The sequence below is a fragment of the Pseudomonas monteilii genome, assembly GCA_001534745.1.
Lineage (GTDB): Bacteria > Pseudomonadota > Gammaproteobacteria > Pseudomonadales > Pseudomonadaceae > Aquipseudomonas > Aquipseudomonas alabamensis.
The window spans coordinates 1,094,062-1,109,745 of sequence record CP013997.1 but is presented as its reverse complement, the minus strand read 5'-3'; the positions used below and the strand labels follow the sequence as shown (position 1 = coordinate 1,109,745).

The 15,684-nt window shown below is 65.7% G+C and carries 14 protein-coding genes; 5 read left to right on the top strand and 9 right to left on the bottom strand.

What is annotated here, in order from left to right; all coding sequences use genetic code 11:
- Positions 1-11: 11 nt before the first annotated feature.
- The 8 genes from APT63_04960 to APT63_04925 form a co-directional block, all read right to left on the bottom strand.
- Entirely contained in the window at positions 12-1,364 is a 1,353-nt protein-coding gene (locus tag APT63_04960; protein ID AMA45027.1) for a zinc metallopeptidase RseP, read from the bottom strand.
- Between the two features lie 47 nt (positions 1,365-1,411).
- A complete protein-coding gene (locus APT63_04955) occupies positions 1,412-2,602 on the bottom strand; it encodes a 1-deoxy-D-xylulose 5-phosphate reductoisomerase (GenBank protein AMA45026.1) in 1,191 nt (396 codons plus the stop codon).
- Positions 2,599-3,414: a phosphatidate cytidylyltransferase gene (locus APT63_04950; protein AMA45025.1), complete on the bottom strand. Its 816-nt coding sequence runs from the start codon at positions 3,412-3,414 to the stop codon at positions 2,599-2,601. Before APT63_04950 ends, APT63_04955 begins: the two co-directional genes overlap by 4 nt.
- Positions 3,414-4,169 carry a farnesyl-diphosphate synthase gene (locus APT63_04945; GenBank protein AMA45024.1) on the bottom strand — a complete coding sequence of 252 codons (756 nt, stop codon included), beginning with the start codon at positions 4,167-4,169 and terminating at the stop codon, positions 3,414-3,416. Before APT63_04945 ends, APT63_04950 begins: the two co-directional genes overlap by 1 nt.
- Positions 4,170-4,184: 15 nt before the next feature.
- Positions 4,185-4,742, bottom strand: a complete 558-nt coding sequence (locus APT63_04940; GenBank protein AMA45023.1) for a ribosome recycling factor — start codon at positions 4,740-4,742, stop codon at positions 4,185-4,187.
- Positions 4,739-5,482: a UMP kinase gene (locus tag APT63_04935; protein ID AMA45022.1), complete on the bottom strand. Its 744-nt coding sequence runs from the start codon at positions 5,480-5,482 to the stop codon at positions 4,739-4,741. The genes APT63_04940 and APT63_04935 overlap by 4 nt, the downstream gene beginning before the upstream one ends.
- Positions 5,483-5,665: 183 nt before the next feature.
- Positions 5,666-6,529 carry an elongation factor Ts gene (locus APT63_04930; GenBank protein ID AMA45021.1) on the bottom strand — a complete coding sequence of 288 codons (864 nt, stop codon included), beginning with the start codon at positions 6,527-6,529 and terminating at the stop codon, positions 5,666-5,668.
- Positions 6,530-6,709: 180 nt separating this feature from the next.
- A complete protein-coding gene (locus tag APT63_04925; GenBank protein AMA45020.1) occupies positions 6,710-7,447 on the bottom strand; it encodes a 30S ribosomal protein S2 in 738 nt (245 codons plus the stop codon).
- A 293-nt stretch (positions 7,448-7,740) separates the two neighbouring features.
- On the opposite strand from APT63_04925, the gene APT63_04920 reads away from it, so the two are divergent.
- The 4 genes from APT63_04920 to APT63_04905 all read left to right on the top strand — a co-directional run bounded on the left by APT63_04920 (position 7,741) and on the right by APT63_04905 (position 13,283).
- On the top strand, positions 7,741-8,523 hold the full coding sequence (locus APT63_04920) for a methionine aminopeptidase (protein ID AMA45019.1): 783 nt from the start codon (positions 7,741-7,743) through the stop codon (positions 8,521-8,523).
- A gap of 34 nt (positions 8,524-8,557) precedes the next feature.
- On the top strand, positions 8,558-11,257 hold the full coding sequence (glnD, locus tag APT63_04915) for a [protein-PII] uridylyltransferase (protein AMA45018.1): 2,700 nt from the start codon (positions 8,558-8,560) through the stop codon (positions 11,255-11,257).
- A 22-nt stretch (positions 11,258-11,279) separates the two neighbouring features.
- Positions 11,280-12,473 carry a succinyldiaminopimelate transaminase gene (locus APT63_04910; protein ID AMA45017.1) on the top strand — a complete coding sequence of 398 codons (1,194 nt, stop codon included), beginning with the start codon at positions 11,280-11,282 and terminating at the stop codon, positions 12,471-12,473.
- 84 nt (positions 12,474-12,557) lie between these two features.
- Entirely contained in the window at positions 12,558-13,283 is a 726-nt protein-coding gene (locus tag APT63_04905; protein ID AMA45016.1) for a hypothetical protein, read from the top strand.
- 9 nt (positions 13,284-13,292) lie between these two features.
- Here APT63_04905 and APT63_04900 read toward each other — a convergent pair whose 3' ends face one another.
- Entirely contained in the window at positions 13,293-14,939 is a 1,647-nt protein-coding gene (locus APT63_04900; GenBank protein AMA45015.1) for a sodium:proton antiporter, read from the bottom strand.
- 383 nt (positions 14,940-15,322) lie between these two features.
- On the opposite strand from APT63_04900, the gene APT63_04895 reads away from it, so the two are divergent.
- A complete protein-coding gene (locus APT63_04895; protein ID AMA45014.1) occupies positions 15,323-15,670 on the top strand; it encodes an arsenate reductase in 348 nt (115 codons plus the stop codon).
- The last annotated feature ends 14 nt before the right edge of the window (positions 15,671-15,684 follow it).

Genomic DNA, 15,684 nt, shown 5'->3' with positions numbered 1-15,684 from the left:
TGCGCGTAGCGTTAAAGTCGACCCAGATCGTTGATCAGGGCGAGTAGCATCACCCCCAGGACCAAACTGACACCGATCTGGACCCCCCAACCTTGCACCCGATCCGAGAGCGGACGACCGCGCGTCCACTCGATCAGGTAGAACAGCAAATGCCCCCCATCCAGCACGGGAATGGGCAGCAGGTTCAGAACTCCCAGGCTTATGCTCAGGTAGGCGAGGAAATTCAGGAAATCACCGACGCCGGACTGGGCTGAAGCGCCCGCCACTTTAGCAATGGTTATCGGTCCACTCAAGTTTTTTACCGAGAGCTCGCCGAACAGCATTTTCTTCAGCGACTCAAGGGTCAGCACGCTCATCGACCAGGTCCTGGACAACCCCTGACCGACGGCTTCCAGCGGCCCGTAGCGGACTTCGCGCAGCATCTTGGCAGGCCATTCGCCGCCCTTCACGCCCGCACCCAGGTAGCCGGCCGCCGCACTGCCTTCTCCGCGGTGCGTCAGCGTGACGCTGCGTTCGATGACCTGGCCATCGCGCTCCAGGCGCACCTGCACCGTGCCGTCGGCACGACCGCGCACCGTGTCCACCACCTGCTGCCAGTCGTCGAGTGCCTTGCCGTCGAGCGCCAGCAACCGATCACCGGTCTTGAGCCCTGCCGCTGCGGCAGGACCGTCGGGGTCGAGCTGGGCCAGGACCGGCACGATGGCCGGCCGCCAGGGGCGAAGGCCCAGGGACTGGATCGGGTCGGGCTCGCCCTCCCCCTTGAGCCAGTCCTTCAGGGTGATCTCATGGGCCGATTCGGTACTGCTGCCCGGCTCGAGCACACCGACCCGCACGGTGCCGGTCTCGCCGAGGCGCCGGACCAGCTGCAGGTTCACGGCCGACCAGCCGGTCGTCGGCTCGCCGTCGACCGACACGATCTCCTGCCCCTCGCGCAGGCCGGCCTGGGCCGCCAGACTGCCAGGTTCGACCGCGCCGATGACCGGACGGATCTGCTGGCTGCCGAGCATGGCCAGCAGCCAGAAGAACACGATGGCCAGCAGGAAGTTGGCGATGGGCCCGGCCGCGACGATGGCGATGCGCTGCCCCACCGTCTTGCGGTTGAACGCCTGATCGAGCTGTGCCTCCGGCACCGGCGCCTCGCGCTCGTCGAGCATCTTCACATAGCCACCCAGGGGGATGGCCGCGATCACGAACTCGGTGCCCTGGCGGTCATGCCAGCGCACCAGGGGCGTGCCGAAGCCGACCGAGAAACGCAGCACCTTGACCCCGCAGCGACGGGCCACCCAGAAGTGGCCGAACTCGTGGAAGGTGACCAGCACGCCCAGGGCGATCAGGGTGCCGACAATCATGTAGAGCGCAGTCATGGGAATCTCCGAAGGCGTTCAGCCAGGGTCAGCGCGCGGTGGCAGCCTTATCGGCCATGCCGCTCCAGCCAGTGTCTCGACAGCTCGCGGGCACGCCGGTCGGCCTCGAACACGGCCTCCAGCGAGGCCACGGGCTCGACGGGCTGCTGCTCGAGGACCTGGGCAATGATACGCGCGATCTCGGGGAAGCGGATACGCCCCTGGAGGAATGCCTCCACGGCGATCTCGTTGGCCGCGTTGAGCGTGGCCGGGGCGCTGCCGCCCGCCTGCGCGGCTTCTCGCGCCAGGCGCAGGCAGGGGAAGCGCTGGTCGTCCGGCGTCTGGAAATCCAGCCGCGCGATGGCGAACAGGTCCAGCGGCGCCACGCCCGAGGCAATGCGCCTGGGCCACGCCAGGGCATGGGCGATGGGCGTGCGCATGTCCGGGTTGCCGAGCTGGGCCAGCACCGACCCGTCCACATAGTCGACCAGCGAATGGATGACGCTCTGGGGATGCACCACCACTTCGACCTTGGACGGTGGCGCGTCGAACAGCCAGCAGGCCTCGATCAGCTCGAGCCCCTTGTTCATCATGCTCGCCGAGTCCACGGAGATCTTGCGCCCCATGGACCAGTTGGGGTGTGCGCAGGCCTGTTCGGGGGTGACGTCGTGCAGGGCCTCGGCCGACAGTTCGCGGAACGGACCGCCCGAGGCGGTGAGCAGAATGCGCCGCACGCCCACCGCCTCCAGCCCACGGCCGTAGTCGGCCGGCAGGCACTGGAAGATCGCATTGTGCTCGCTGTCGATCGGCAGCAGCACGGCGCCACTGCGCTGGACGGCCTGCATGAACAGCGCGCCGGACATCACCAGCGCTTCCTTGTTGGCCAGCAGCACCTTCTTGCCTGCCTCGACCGCCGCCAGGGTCGGCCGCAGGCCAGCGGCACCGACGATGGCCGCCATCACCGTGTCGACCTCCGGCGCCGACGCCACCTGGCACAGGCCGGCCTCGCCCACCAGCACCTCGACAGCAACCTGCGCCGTCGCCAGACCCTGGCGCAGCCGCGCGGCTGCCGCCTCGTCCGGCACCACGGCGCAGACCGGGCGATGTTGCACGCACAGCCCCAGCAACTCGTCGATGCGGGAAAACCCGCTCAAGGCGAAGATCTGGTACTGCTCGGGATGGCGGGCGATCACATCCAGCGTGCTCAGCCCGATGGAGCCGGTCGCTCCCAGTACGGTGACCTGTTGCGCGTGGCTCACATCACACCCCATTCGGCAGCCCACAACAGCACGGCGAACACCGGGATGGCCGCCGTCAGGCTGTCGATGCGATCGAGCACGCCTCCGTGGCCGGGCAGCAGGTTGCTGCTGTCCTTGATGCCGGAGCGACGCTTGAACATGCTTTCGGTCAGGTCACCGATCACCGAGGCCATCACCACCAGCGCCCCACCCAGCACGCCGATCAGCACCTGGCCCAGGCTCCAGTCCCGGTACAGGCCGACCGCGACCACGATCGCCAGGCTCACCGCCAGGCCGCCGTAGACGCCTTCCCAGCTCTTGCCAGGGCTGACCTGGGGCGCCAGCTTGCGCTTGCCGAAGGCGCGCCCGGAGAAGTAGGCACCGATGTCTGCCGCCCAGACCAGCACCATCACCGAGAGGATCAGCCAGTTGCCCATCGACCAGTGCTTGAGCAGGATCAGGCCCTGCCAGGCAGGCAGCAGCACCAGCACGCCGATCAGCAGGCGACAGGCCGCACTCGCCCACAGCTCGCTGCTGCGCGGGTAGGTCAGCACCAGCCAGGTGGCCAGCCCCCACCAGATCACCGAGGCACCCAGCACCCAGGGCGCCAGGTCCGGCATCAGGTGCAGCACCATCAGCGCGCCGGCGATGACCGCCGCATAGGCCAGCCGTAGCGGCTGCGCCTCGAGCCCGGCCAGGCGCGCCCACTCCCAGGCCCCCAGGCTCACCACCAGGCCGATGAACAAGGCGAAGTCCCCGCCTTGCAGCAGGAAGAAACCGCCCAGGGCGATCGGCAGCAGGATCAGCGCGGTGATGATGCGTTGTTTAAGCATTAGGCACGAGCTCCAGATTCGACCTGCTCGCTCGTCTTACCGAAACGACGCTGGCGCGAAGCGAAATCGGCCAGCGCGGTGCGCATGGCGTCGTGTTTGAAATCCGGCCAGTACAGGTCGGAAAAGTACAGCTCGGCATAGGCCAGCTGCCAGAGCAGGAAGTTGCTGATGCGGTGCTCGCCGCCGGTCCGGATGCACAGGTCCGGCAGCGGCAGGTCACCGGTGACCAGACAGGTCTGCAGCAACCCCGGGGTGATGTCCTCCGGACGCAGGTGCCCGGCCTGGACCTCGCGCGCCAGGCGCTGCGCGGCCTGGGCGATGTCCCACTGGCCGCCATAGTTGGCAGCGACCTGCAAGGTGAATCGGGTATTGCCCGCCGTCAGCGACTCGGCCTCGCGGATCGCCTGCTGCAGTTCGGGGTGAAAGCGCGAGCGATCGCCGATGATGCGCAGGCAGATGCCGTTTTCGTTGAGGCGCCGGGCTTCCCGGCGCAGGGCCGAGAAGAACAGCTCCATCAACGCACCCACCTCGTCGGCGGGACGCTGCCAGTTCTCGCTGGAGAAGGCGAACAGGGTCAGTACCTCGACCCCGGCCTCGGCACACACCTCGATGACCGCGCGGACGGCGTCGACACCTGCCTTGTGCCCGGCGACGCCAGGCAGCAGGCGACGCTTCGCCCAGCGGTTGTTGCCGTCCATGATGATCGCGACATGACGCGGCACCGAGGACGGGGCCGCTGGCTTGGTCTTTTCCATTGAAAAACCCTGGCCTTAAACGGCCATCAGGTCCTTTTCCTTGGCTTTGAAGGCGGCATCGACTTCGGCGACGTACTTGTCGGTCAGCTTCTGGATCTCGTCAGCAGCGCGACGTTCTTCGTCTTCGCTGATTTCCTTGTCCTTGGTCAGCTTCTTCAAGTCGGCCAGGGCATCGCGACGCACGTTGCGCACGGCGACCTTGGCATCCTCGGCGACGCCGCTGGCCTGCTTGGTGTAGCCCTTGCGGGTCTCTTCGGTCAGGGCCGGCATCGGGACACGGATGGTGGTGCCGGCGCTGGACGGGTTCAGGCCCAGGTCGGAGGTCAGGATGGCCTTCTCGATCGCGGCGCTCAGGTTCTTGTCATGGGCGACGATCTTCAGGGTCCGCGCATCCTCGACGCTGACGGCGGCGACCTGGTTCAGTGGCATCTCGCTGCCCCAGGCCGGAACCTTGACGCTGTCCAGGATGCTGGGGTGGGCACGGCCGGTACGGATGGCCGCCAGGTTGCGTGCCAGGGCTTCGAGGGACTTGCCCATGCGGTCCTGGGCGTCTTTCTTGATGTCGTTGATCATGCTTGGCCTTCCTCGATCAGGGTTCCTTCGGCGCCACCCACCACGATGTTCAGCAGGGCGCCAGGCTTGTTCATGTTGAAGACACGCAATGGCATCTTGTGGTCACGGCACAGGCAGATCGCGGTCAGGTCCATGACGCCGAGCTTGCGATCGAGCACCTCGTCGTAGGTCAGGCGATCGAACTTCTCCGCGTGCGGATCCTTGAACGGGTCGGCGGTGTACACGCCATCGACCTTGGTCGCCTTGAGCACCACGTCGGCATCGATCTCGATGGCGCGCAGGCAGGCGGCGGAGTCGGTGGTGAAGAACGGGTTGCCCGTGCCGGCGGAGAAAATTACCACATCGCCGGACTTCAGTTGACGATTGGCTTTGCGGCGATCGTAATGATCGGTCACGCCCACCATGGAAATCGCCGACATGACGATGGCCGAGATGTTCGAACGCTCCAGGGCGTCGCGCATGGCCAGGGCGTTCATGACCGTGGCCAGCATGCCCATGTGGTCACCGGTGACGCGGTCCATGCCGGCGGCACTCAGCGCGGCACCCCGGAACAGGTTGCCACCGCCGATCACCAGGCCGACCTCGACGCCGATGCCGACCAGCTGCCCGACTTCCAGGGCCATGCGGTCCAGGACCTTCGGGTCGATGCCAAACTCTTCCGAACCCATCAGGGCCTCGCCGCTAAGTTTGAGCAAAATGCGTTTATAGCGAGGTTGGCGACCACTCACCTGCTGAGCCATTGCGAGTCTCTCCTGCGGCGTTGTATAGAAAATTCAGAGCGGGCTGGATGCAGCCTGCCAAAGACTGTAGCGCGGCGCTGCTTCAGCGCCAACGCCTGCCGGCAGGGTAAACCGGCAGGCGCTTTGAAAAAGAGGCTGCGCGCGTGAGCGGGCAGCCTCTTCGGGGCGACAGACGGGTCTGTCTTACTGCTTGGCGGCAGCGACCTGTGCGGCAACTTCAGCAGCGAAGTCGTCGACTGGCTTCTCGATGCCTTCGCCAACCTTGAAGTAGGTGAAGGAAACGATTTCAGCACCGGCTTTCTTGGCCAGTTCGCCGACCTTGACTTCCGGGTTCATGACGAAGGCCTGCTCTTTGAGCGACGCTTCGGCCTTGAACTTGGTGATACGGCCGTTGATCATGTTCTCGACGATGTTCTCTGGCTTGCCAGCGATCTTGTCGGCGTTGAGCTGCAGGAAGACACCCTTCTCGCGCTCGATGGCTTCGGCGGAGATTTCCGACGAATCCAGGAACTCCGGGTTCGACGCCGCGACGTGCATGGCGATGTTCTTGGCCAGCTCGACGTCACCGCCTTTCAGAACGACGACAGCACCGATCTTGTTGCCGTGCAGGTAGGCACCGACGACGTCGCCTTCCACGCGCACCAGGCGGCGGATGTTGACGTTTTCGCCGCACTTGGCGACCAGGGCTTCACGAGCGGCTTCGCGCGAGGCGATCAGCGGCGCAGCGTCGGTCAGCTTCTGGGCGAAGGCTTCTTCGAGGCTTTCGGCCACGAAGTTCTTGAAGTCGTCTTGCAGGGCCAGGAAGTCGGTCTGCGAGTTCACTTCCAGCAGAACGGCGGACTTGCCGTCGGTCTTGACGGCGATCGCGCCTTCGGCAGCGACGTTGCCAGCCTTCTTGGCGGCCTTGATGGCGCCCGAGGCACGCATGTCGTCAATGGCTTTTTCGATGTCGCCGTCAGCCTTTTCCAGGGCTTTCTTGCAATCCATCATGCCTTCGCCGGTACGCTCGCGCAGTTCTTTGACCAGCGCTGCAGTAATTGCTGCCATTTCAAAATCCTCTTGGAAAGTTTTTCAACCATTCCACCCGTCGATGACGGGCGTTCAATTCTGCCAATCCGCTGTCAGCGCCTGCATGCCTGGAAGGCACGGTTGCCGACAGCAGGATCTCAAGGTGGCAAAAAGGGGGCATAGCCCCCTTTTCGCGTGCCCAGTCGACGCTAGCGTCTCTTACTCGGCAGCCGGTGCAGCCGCTTCTTCAGCGTAGACTTCGGTGCCGCCAGCAACGTTGTTGCGGCCGCGGATGATGGCGTCGGCCATCGAAGTCATGTACAGCTCGATGGCGCGGATGGCGTCGTCGTTGCCTGGGATGACGTAGTCAACGCCTTCCGGGCTGCTGTTGGTATCGACAACGCCGATGACCGGGATGCCCAGCTTGTTGGCTTCGGTGATGGCGATGCGCTCGTGGTCGACGTCGATCACGAACAGTGCGTCCGGCAGGCCGCCCATGTCCTTGATGCCGCCCAGGCTACGGTCCAGCTTTTCCAGGTCGCGCGAACGCATCAGCGCTTCTTTCTTGGTCAGCTTGGTGAACGTGCCGTCTTCGGCCTGGGTTTCCAGGTCACGCAGACGCTTGATCGAAGCGCGGATGGTCTTGTAGTTGGTCAGCATGCCGCCCAACCAGCGGTGGTCGACGTACGGCGAACCGCAACGTGCTGCCTGCTCGGCGACGATCTTGCCCGCGGAACGCTTGGTGCCGACGAACATGATCTTGTTCTTGCCCTGGGCCAGACGCTCTACGAACGACAGTGCGTCGTTGAACAGCGGCAGGGTTTTTTCCAGGTTGATGATGTGGATCTTGTTGCGCGCGCCGAAGATGTACTTGCCCATCTTCGGGTTCCAGTAACGGGTCTGGTGGCCGAAGTGCACACCGGCCTTCAGCATATCGCGCATGTTGACTTGGGACATGATTGTTCCTTGATAAGTCGGGTTGGGCCTCCACGCATCCCAATGACCAACCGCGAATCCAGTGATTCGCGGCACCCAGGCCATCGTGCCGACACGTGTGTGGGTTCAGGCTGACGGGGTCGTCCCCGAAAGCGGCGCATGTTATACCACAGCCGACGGGGGAACGGAACCAGAACCTTGCGCCTGCGGACACGGCATGGCACGCGGGCGGAAGGCCCAGAAACCTGGCCAGGTCTGCTAGAATCGCGGTTTTCCGTTCGTTCGCGCCCTGGCGGCGCCGTAGAGAGCCTGCAATGACCGTAACCATCAAGACCGCCGAAGACATCGAAAAGATGCGGATCGCCGGCCGCCTGGCCGCCGACGTGCTCGAAATGATCGAGCCACACGTCAAGCCTGGCGTGACCACCGAGGAACTCGATCGCCTGTGCCACGACTATATCGTCGACGTGCAGAAGGCCATCCCCGCGCCCCTGAACTACAAGGGCTTCCCCAAGTCGATCTGCACCTCGATCAACCACGTGGTCTGCCACGGCATCCCGGGCGATAAGCCGCTCAAGGACGGCGACACGCTCAACATCGATGTCACCGTGATCAAGGACGGCTACCACGGCGATACCAGCCGCATGTTCCACGTCGGCACCGTCGCGCCTTGGGCCGAGCGCCTGTCCCAGGTCACCCAGGAATGCCTGTACAAGGCCATCGAGCTGGTGCGTCCAGGCTGCCGCCTCGGCGACATCGGCGAAGTGATCCAGAAGCACGCCGAGAAGAACGGCTTCTCCGTGGTGCGCGAGTTCTGCGGCCACGGCATCGGCAAGGTGTTCCACGAGGAGCCCCAGGTCCTGCACTACGGCAAGGCCGGCACCGGCATGATCCTCCAGGAAGGCATGACCTTCACCATCGAGCCGATGATCAACCAGGGCAAGGCCGACACCAAGGTGCTGGGCGATGGCTGGACCGCGATCACCAAGGATCGCAAGCTGTCGGCGCAGTGGGAGCACACGCTGCTGGTGACGGCCACCGGCTACGAGATCTTCACCCTGCGCAAGGACGACACCCTCCCGCGCACCTCGGCCTGACCCCAGGCCGGCTGTCCAGACAGGAACCCGATCGATGCCCCAGGTGGATCCCGAACTGTTCGACCGCGGCCAGTTCCAGGCCGAGCTGGCGCTCAAGGCCAGCCCCATCGCGGCCTTCAAGAAAGCCATGCGCCAGGCCGGCGAGGTACTCGACCGGCGCTTTCGCGACGGCCGCGACGTGCGCCGGCTGATCGAAGACCGCGCCTGGCTCGTCGACAACCTGCTGCAGCAGGCCTGGAACCAGTTCGACTGGGGCGAACCGGGCGGCATCGCCCTGGTGGCCGTGGGCGGCTACGGTCGCGGCGAACTGCACCCCTACTCGGACATCGACCTGCTGATCCTGCTGGGCGAAGACGACCATGAGCGCTACCGGGGCGCCATCGAGGGGCTGCTGACCCTGTTGTGGGACATTGGCCTGGAGGTCGGCCAGAGCGTGCGCAGCGTCGCCGAATGCGCCGAGCAGGCGCGTGCCGACATCACGGTCATCACCAACCTCATGGAAAGCCGCACCATCGCCGGCCCCGAAACCCTGCGCAAGCGCATGCTCGAGGCCACCGGCACCGCGCACATGTGGCCGAGCAAGGCGTTCTTCCTGGCCAAGCGCGCCGAGCTGCAGGCCCGCCACCACAAGTACAACGACACCGAGTACAACCTCGAGCCCAACGTCAAGGGCTCGCCCGGCGGCCTGCGCGACATCCAGACCGTGCTCTGGGTCGCCCGGCGCCATTACGGCACGCTGAACCTGCACGCCCTGGCCGGCGAAGGTTTCCTGCTGGAGAGCGAGAACGAGCTGCTGGCCTCGTCCCAGTCGTTTCTGTGGAAGGTGCGCTATGCCCTGCACATGCTCGCCGGACGCGCCGAAGATCGCCTGCTGTTCGATCACCAGCGCAGCGTCGCCACCTTGCTCGGCTACAGCGACGAGAACCCCAAGCGCGCCATCGAGCAGTTCATGCAACAGTACTACCGGGTGGTGATGAGCATCAGCCAGTTGTGCGACCTGATCATCCAGCACTTTGAAGAGGTGATCCTGGCCGACGACAACGGCACGACCCAGCCGCTCAACCCGCGCTTCCGCCTGCATGACGGCTACCTGGAGGCGGTCAACGCCCAGGTGTTCAAGCGCACGCCGTTCGCCATGCTGGAGATCTTCGTGCTGATGGCCCAGCACCCGGCGATCAAGGGGGTGCGTGCCGATACCGTGCGCCTGCTGCGCGAGCACCGGCACCTGATCGACGACACCTTCCGCCACGACATCCGCAACACCAGCCTGTTCATCGAGCTGTTCAAGTGCGAGGTGGGCATCCATCGCAACCTGCGCCGCATGAACCGCTACGGCATCCTCGGGCGCTACCTACCCGAATTCGGCTTCATCGTCGGACAGATGCAGCACGACCTGTTCCACATCTACACGGTCGATGCGCACACGCTCAACCTGATCAAGCACCTGCGCAAGCTGCAGTACACGCCGGTGTCGGAGAAATTCCCGCTGGCCAGCAAGCTGATGGGACGCCTGCCCAAGCCGGAGCTGATCTACCTGGCCGGCCTGTACCACGACATCGGCAAGGGCCGTCAGGGCGACCATTCGGAAATCGGGGCCGAAGAGGCCGAGGCGTTCTGCCGGCGTCACCACCTGCCGGCCTGGGACAGCCGCCTGATCGTCTGGCTGGTGCGCCATCACCTGAGCATGTCCACCACGGCCCAGCGCAAGGACCTGTCCGACCCCCAGGTGATCAACGACTTCGCCCTGCTGGTCGGCGACGAGACGCGCCTGGACTACCTCTACGTGCTCACCGTGGCCGACATCAACGCCACCAACCCGAGCCTGTGGAATTCCTGGCGTGCCAGCCTGCTGCGCCAGCTCTACACCGAGACCAAGCGGGCCCTGCGCCGCGGCCTGGAAAACCCGCTGGACCGTGAGGAGCTGATCCGCCAGACCCAGAGCGCGGCGCTGGACATCCTGGTGCGCGAAGGCACCGACCCGGACGATGTCGAACAGCTCTGGTCGCAACTGGGCGACGACTACTTCCTGCGCCACACCTCCGCCGACGTCGCCTGGCACACCGACGCCATTCTCCAGCAACCGGCCGATGGCGGCCCCCTGGTGCTGATCAAGGAAACCACCCAGCGCGAGTTCGAGGGCGGCACGCAGATCTTCATCTATGCGCCGGACCAGCACGACTTCTTCGCCGTGACCGTGGCGGCCATGTCCCAGCTCAACCTGAACATCCACGATGCCCGGATCATCACCTCCAGCAGCCAGTTCACCCTCGACACCTACATCGTGCTGGACACCGATGGCGGCTCCATCGGCGACGACCCCCAGCGGGTGCGCCAGATTCGCGAGGGGCTGACCGAAGCGCTGCGCACGCCCGAAGACTACCCGACGATCATCCAGCGGCGGGTGCCGCGCCAGCTCAAGCACTTCACCTTCGCCCCGCAGGTGACCATCCACAACGACGCGCAACGGCCGGTGACCGTCCTCGAACTGACCGCTCCCGACCGTCCCGGGCTGCTGGCACGTATCGGCCGGATCTTCCTGGAGTTCGATCTGTCCCTGCAGAACGCCAAGATCGCCACCTTGGGCGAGCGGGTCGAGGACGTGTTCTTCATTACTGATGCCGACAACCAGCCGCTGTCCGACCCGCAGCTGTGCAGCCGCCTGCAGGAGGCGATCGTGCGCCAGTTGCAGGCAGGCCAGCAGAGCGATGGCACCCCTACCCGTGTCACCTTTTGACGATTGACGAGACCTTGCGCCGATGAACCATGCCTTGACCCAGCTTCAGCCCTACCCGTTCGAGAAACTTCGCGCCCTGCTCGGCAGCGTGAAACCGGCGGCGGACAAACGGCCCATCGCCCTGTCGATCGGCGAGCCGAAGCACGAATCGCCGGCCTTCGTCACCCAGACCCTGGCGGACCACCTCGGTGATCTGGCGGTGTACCCCAGCACCCTCGGCCTGCCGGCGCTGCGCCAGTCGATCGCGCAGTGGTGCGAACGGCGCTTCGACGTGCCGGCCGGCTGGCTCGACGCCGAGCGTCACGTGCTGCCGGTCAACGGCACGCGCGAGGCCCTGTTCGCGTTCACCCAGGCCGTGGTCAACCGGGCCGACGATGGCCTGGTGGTGAGCCCCAACCCGTTCTACCAGATCTACGAAGGCGCAGCGCTGCTGGCCGGCGCCACCCCCCATTACCTGCCGTGCCTGGAAGCCAATGGCTTCAACCCCGACTTCGACGCCGTGCCGGCGCAGATCTGGGAACGCTGCCAGATCCTCTTCCTGTGCTCGCCAGGCAACCCGACGGGCGCCCTGGTCCCCCTGGAGACCCTGAAGAAACTGATCGCCCTGGCCGACCAGCACGATTTCGTGATCGCCGCCGACGAATGCTACAGCGAACTGTACTTCGACGAAGACAGCCCGCCGGCCGGCCTGCTGACGGCCTGCGCCGAACTGGGCCGCCAGGATTTCCACCGCTGCGTGGTGTTCCACAGCCTGTCCAAGCGCTCGAACCTGCCGGGCCTGCGCTCGGGTTTCGTGGCCGGTGATGCACGCATCCTCAAGCCGTTCCTGCTGTACCGCACCTACCACGGCTGCGCCATGCCCGTGCCGACCCAGCGCGCCAGCATCGCGGCCTGGGGCGACGAAGCGCACGTGCGTGCCAACCGTGACCAGTACCGCGCCAAGTTCGACGCGGTCCTGGACATCCTGCAGCCGGTGCTCGACGTCCAGCGTCCAGACGGCAGCTTCTACCTGTGGGCCAAGGTCCCCGGGGACGACGCCGCCTTCGCCCGTGACCTGTTCGAGACCGAGCATGTGACGGTGGTGCCCGGCTCGTACCTGTCGCGTGAGGTGGACGGCGTCAACCCAGGCGCCGGGCGCGTGCGCATGGCCCTGGTCGCCCCGCTGGCCGAATGCATCGAGGCGGCCGAGCGCATTCGCGACTTTCTGTCGCGCTGAGCCCACCGGCCCCAGCATTATCTAACGCGCAGCGCGCACCAGACGGCACGAGACTCCGGGGCTCTATCTCACTGGAGTCTCGCCATGCTGGAACTGATGCTGTGCCACTGCCGCAAACCCCTCGATCCGCTGCTTGCCTACCAGGTCGCCGTCGCCGAAAACCCGGCCAACGCCGGCCCGGCTTCGGGCGGGCAGCGCAAGAAGCGCTCGATCGCCTATGTCGACAAGCTGTGGGCGCCGGGCCGTACCTTGCGCATCAGCTTCACCAATGACCCGGACGCTGCGCTCAAGCAGGCGATCTTCGAAGCGGCCTGCCAGTGGCTGCCCTACGTGAACCTGCGTTTCGAGCTGGTCGAGGATGACAGCGACAGCGAGATCAAGGTCTTCACCGGCGGGTCGCCAACCTTCAACTACTCAATGTTCGGCACCGATGCGCTGACCAGCGCCGATGCCTCCATGGTGCTCGGGGTCACCCCGGACATGGACAACTTCGAGCGCACCGTCATCCATGAGTTCGGCCATGCGCTGGGCGCCGAGCATGAGCACCAGCATCCAGACGCCGACATCCCCTGGGACATTCCGAAGGTCTATGCCTGGTACGCCGCCAAGGGCCATTCCAAAGCCGTGGTCGACGAGTCGGTGCTGGCCAAGATCGATAATCCGCGGGTGCGCAAGGTGCCCTACGACCGTCACTCGATCATGCATTACCCAGTGCCCCAGGAACTGACCCTGGGCGACTGGGAGGTCGGCATCAACACACGCATCAGCGAGAAGGACAAGCAGCTCATGCGCCTGGCCTACCCGCGCTGAAGCGACGGATCATTTGTTGCGCGCCAGGTTGGCCTCGCTCAGGTCGAGTTCGCCAAGGATCTGCCGGACCACCTCGTTGCCGACCTGGTGCCGACGGTGCAGCGCGTAAAGCTCCAGGCGCTGGGCACGCAGGGCCTTGAGCCGCAGGTGCCGCTCGAGCTGGTCCATGCGCTCGGCCAGGGCACGACTTTCGTCACTGTGGTTGTAGCGCTCGAGCTGATCACGGTATTCGGCCATCAGCCGCCCCTTGAGCTCGACCGCGAGGGTGGCCAGGTCGGCGTTCTGCGGCGCGTCGGCTTCGCTCAGATCCTCGGCCTCCAGGGCATGGATGGCCGCTTCGGCCGTCCGCCGCCAGGCCTCCTGCACTTCCTGGTCCATGCGCTCGTCAGCGCTCTTGTCGACCCCGCGCAGCAGCAGCGGCAGGGCGATGCAGGCACTGACCAGCGACAGCAGGATCACCCCGGCGGCGATGAAGATCAGCAGGTCGCGCTGAGGGAAGGCCTGGTCGGCGCCGATCAGCAGCGGCACCGACATGACACCGGCCAAGGTCACCGCCCCGCGCACACCGCCCAGGGTCAGCAGCCAGCAGGAGCGCGCGGTCGGCAGCATCACCAGGGCCGACTTGCCGCGCCAGTGACGGACCCGTCCGATGATGCGCCAGACGCTCTGTACCCAGACGAAGCGCAGCAGCACCAGGGTGGCGAAGATCGCCAGCACGTCCAGGCAGCGCCAGGCCAGGGTCGGCCAGAGCGAGGTCTCGTGGCTGGCCACGGCCTTGACGATATCGGGCAACTGCAGGCCCAGCAGCAGGAAGATCAGCCCGTTGAAGGCGAACTCCAGCAGCGACCAGACACTGCGGTTGAGCAGCCGGGTGCTGGTCTGGCGCGGCAGCAAGTCGAGCCAGCTCTGCATCATGCCGGCCGCCACCGCCGAGAGGATGCCCGAGGCGCCCAGGCGCTCGGCCAGGACATAGGCGGCGAACGGCAGCAGCAGCATGAACACCACGTGGGTGGCCGGATCGTCCCAACCCCGGCCGATCATCCACATGCGCAGCCGCCCGATCAGCCAGCTCAGGGCCACGCCCACCGCCAGCCCGCCCAGGGCCACCAGCACGAAGGTCACGCTGGCCTCGGCCAGCGAGAAGGCCCCGGTGATGGCGGCCGCCAGGGCGAACTTGAAGGTCACCAGGCCCGACGCATCGTTCATCAGGGCCTCGCCCTGGAGCATGTGCATCAAGGGCTTGGGCAAGCGGTCCTGGGTGATCGCCGACACGGCCACCGCATCGGTGGGCGAGAGAATCGCCGCCAGGGCGAAGGCGGCGGCCAGCGGAATGCTCGGCAGCAGCCAATGGATGAAGTACCCGGCGCCGACGACGGTGAACAGCACCAGCCCGACCGCCAACCCGACCACGGGGCCGCGCAGTCGCCAGAGGGCGCGCTTGGGAATGCGCCAGCCATCGACGAACAGCAGCGGTGGCAGGAACAGGAAGAGAAACAGTTCAGGGTCCAGCGCCACGTGCAGGCCCAGGGTTGGCCAGGCCAGCAAGGCCCCGGCGGCGATCTGGATCAACGGCAGCGGCAGCGGAACGACGCGAACCAGCAATTTGGAAAGACTTACCAGCGTCAGCAGGATAAGCACGGTGTAGGCTGACTGCATTGGAGCATGTGTCCTGTGTGAGCGAGGGCCAAGGGCGGCCGGTGTGCGCGAGCGGCGCCATGGTAGGGCGAAAGGCCAGGCAGGGCCGTGCGACCAACGTCGTACCCCTGCACCGCCTGCGTCGACGACCGCGACGACCTGCAATGGACCACGGCGTGGGCCTCAGGTGCCGCGCTCATGGCATCCGCGCCGTCGATGACGCATAATCGGCCGTCCACTGTTCAAGGAGCACCGAGGCGGCACGCCCAGGCTCGGACAGGGGTCGGTCGAGTTGCCCTGTACCGTTCGGAGACGGTAGAGCCCGTTGCGGTTCCCTTCCGGTCGGTCAGCCTCCCCGCACCGCTTCCTGCCCGTTCGAACCGCGTAATGGCCTCCGACACGCGATGACCCCGACTCTCTACGGCATCAAAGCCTGCGACACCATGAAGAAGGCCCGTACCTGGCTCGACGCGCAGGCCATCGCCTACACCTTCCACGACTACAAGACCCAAGGCATCGACCGTGACAGCCTGGCGCGCTGGTGCGACGAGCATGGCTGGCAGATCGTCCTGAACCGTGCCGGCACCACCTTCCGCAAGCTCGACGAGGCCAGCAAGGCCGATCTCGACCAGGCCAAGGCCATCGACCTGATGCTGGCCCAGCCCTCGATGATCAAGCGCCCGGTGCTGGACTTGGGCGAACGCACGCTGGTGGGCTTCGCGCCCGACCGGTATGCCGCTGCGCTGACCTGATTTTCCGCTTTCCC

Coding starts and splice junctions, on each gene's coding strand:
- APT63_04950 (AMA45025.1), bottom strand. CDS start 3,414: ATGCTTAAACAACGCATCATCACCGCGCTGATCCTGCTGCCGATCGCC.
- APT63_04920 (AMA45019.1), top strand. CDS start 7,741: ATGACCGTAACCATCAAGACCGCCGAAGACATCGAAAAGATGCGGATC.
- APT63_04935 (AMA45022.1), bottom strand. CDS start 5,482: ATGGCTCAGCAGGTGAGTGGTCGCCAACCTCGCTATAAACGCATTTTG.
- APT63_04945 (AMA45024.1), bottom strand. CDS start 4,169: ATGGAAAAGACCAAGCCAGCGGCCCCGTCCTCGGTGCCGCGTCATGTC.
- APT63_04895 (AMA45014.1), top strand. CDS start 15,323: ATGACCCCGACTCTCTACGGCATCAAAGCCTGCGACACCATGAAGAAG.
- APT63_04900 (AMA45015.1), bottom strand. CDS start 14,939: ATGCAGTCAGCCTACACCGTGCTTATCCTGCTGACGCTGGTAAGTCTT.
- APT63_04940 (AMA45023.1), bottom strand. CDS start 4,742: ATGATCAACGACATCAAGAAAGACGCCCAGGACCGCATGGGCAAGTCC.
- glnD (AMA45018.1), top strand. CDS start 8,558: ATGCCCCAGGTGGATCCCGAACTGTTCGACCGCGGCCAGTTCCAGGCC.
- APT63_04905 (AMA45016.1), top strand. CDS start 12,558: ATGCTGGAACTGATGCTGTGCCACTGCCGCAAACCCCTCGATCCGCTG.
- APT63_04910 (AMA45017.1), top strand. CDS start 11,280: ATGAACCATGCCTTGACCCAGCTTCAGCCCTACCCGTTCGAGAAACTT.
- APT63_04925 (AMA45020.1), bottom strand. CDS start 7,447: ATGTCCCAAGTCAACATGCGCGATATGCTGAAGGCCGGTGTGCACTTC.
- APT63_04930 (AMA45021.1), bottom strand. CDS start 6,529: ATGGCAGCAATTACTGCAGCGCTGGTCAAAGAACTGCGCGAGCGTACC.
- APT63_04960 (AMA45027.1), bottom strand. CDS start 1,364: ATGACTGCGCTCTACATGATTGTCGGCACCCTGATCGCCCTGGGCGTG.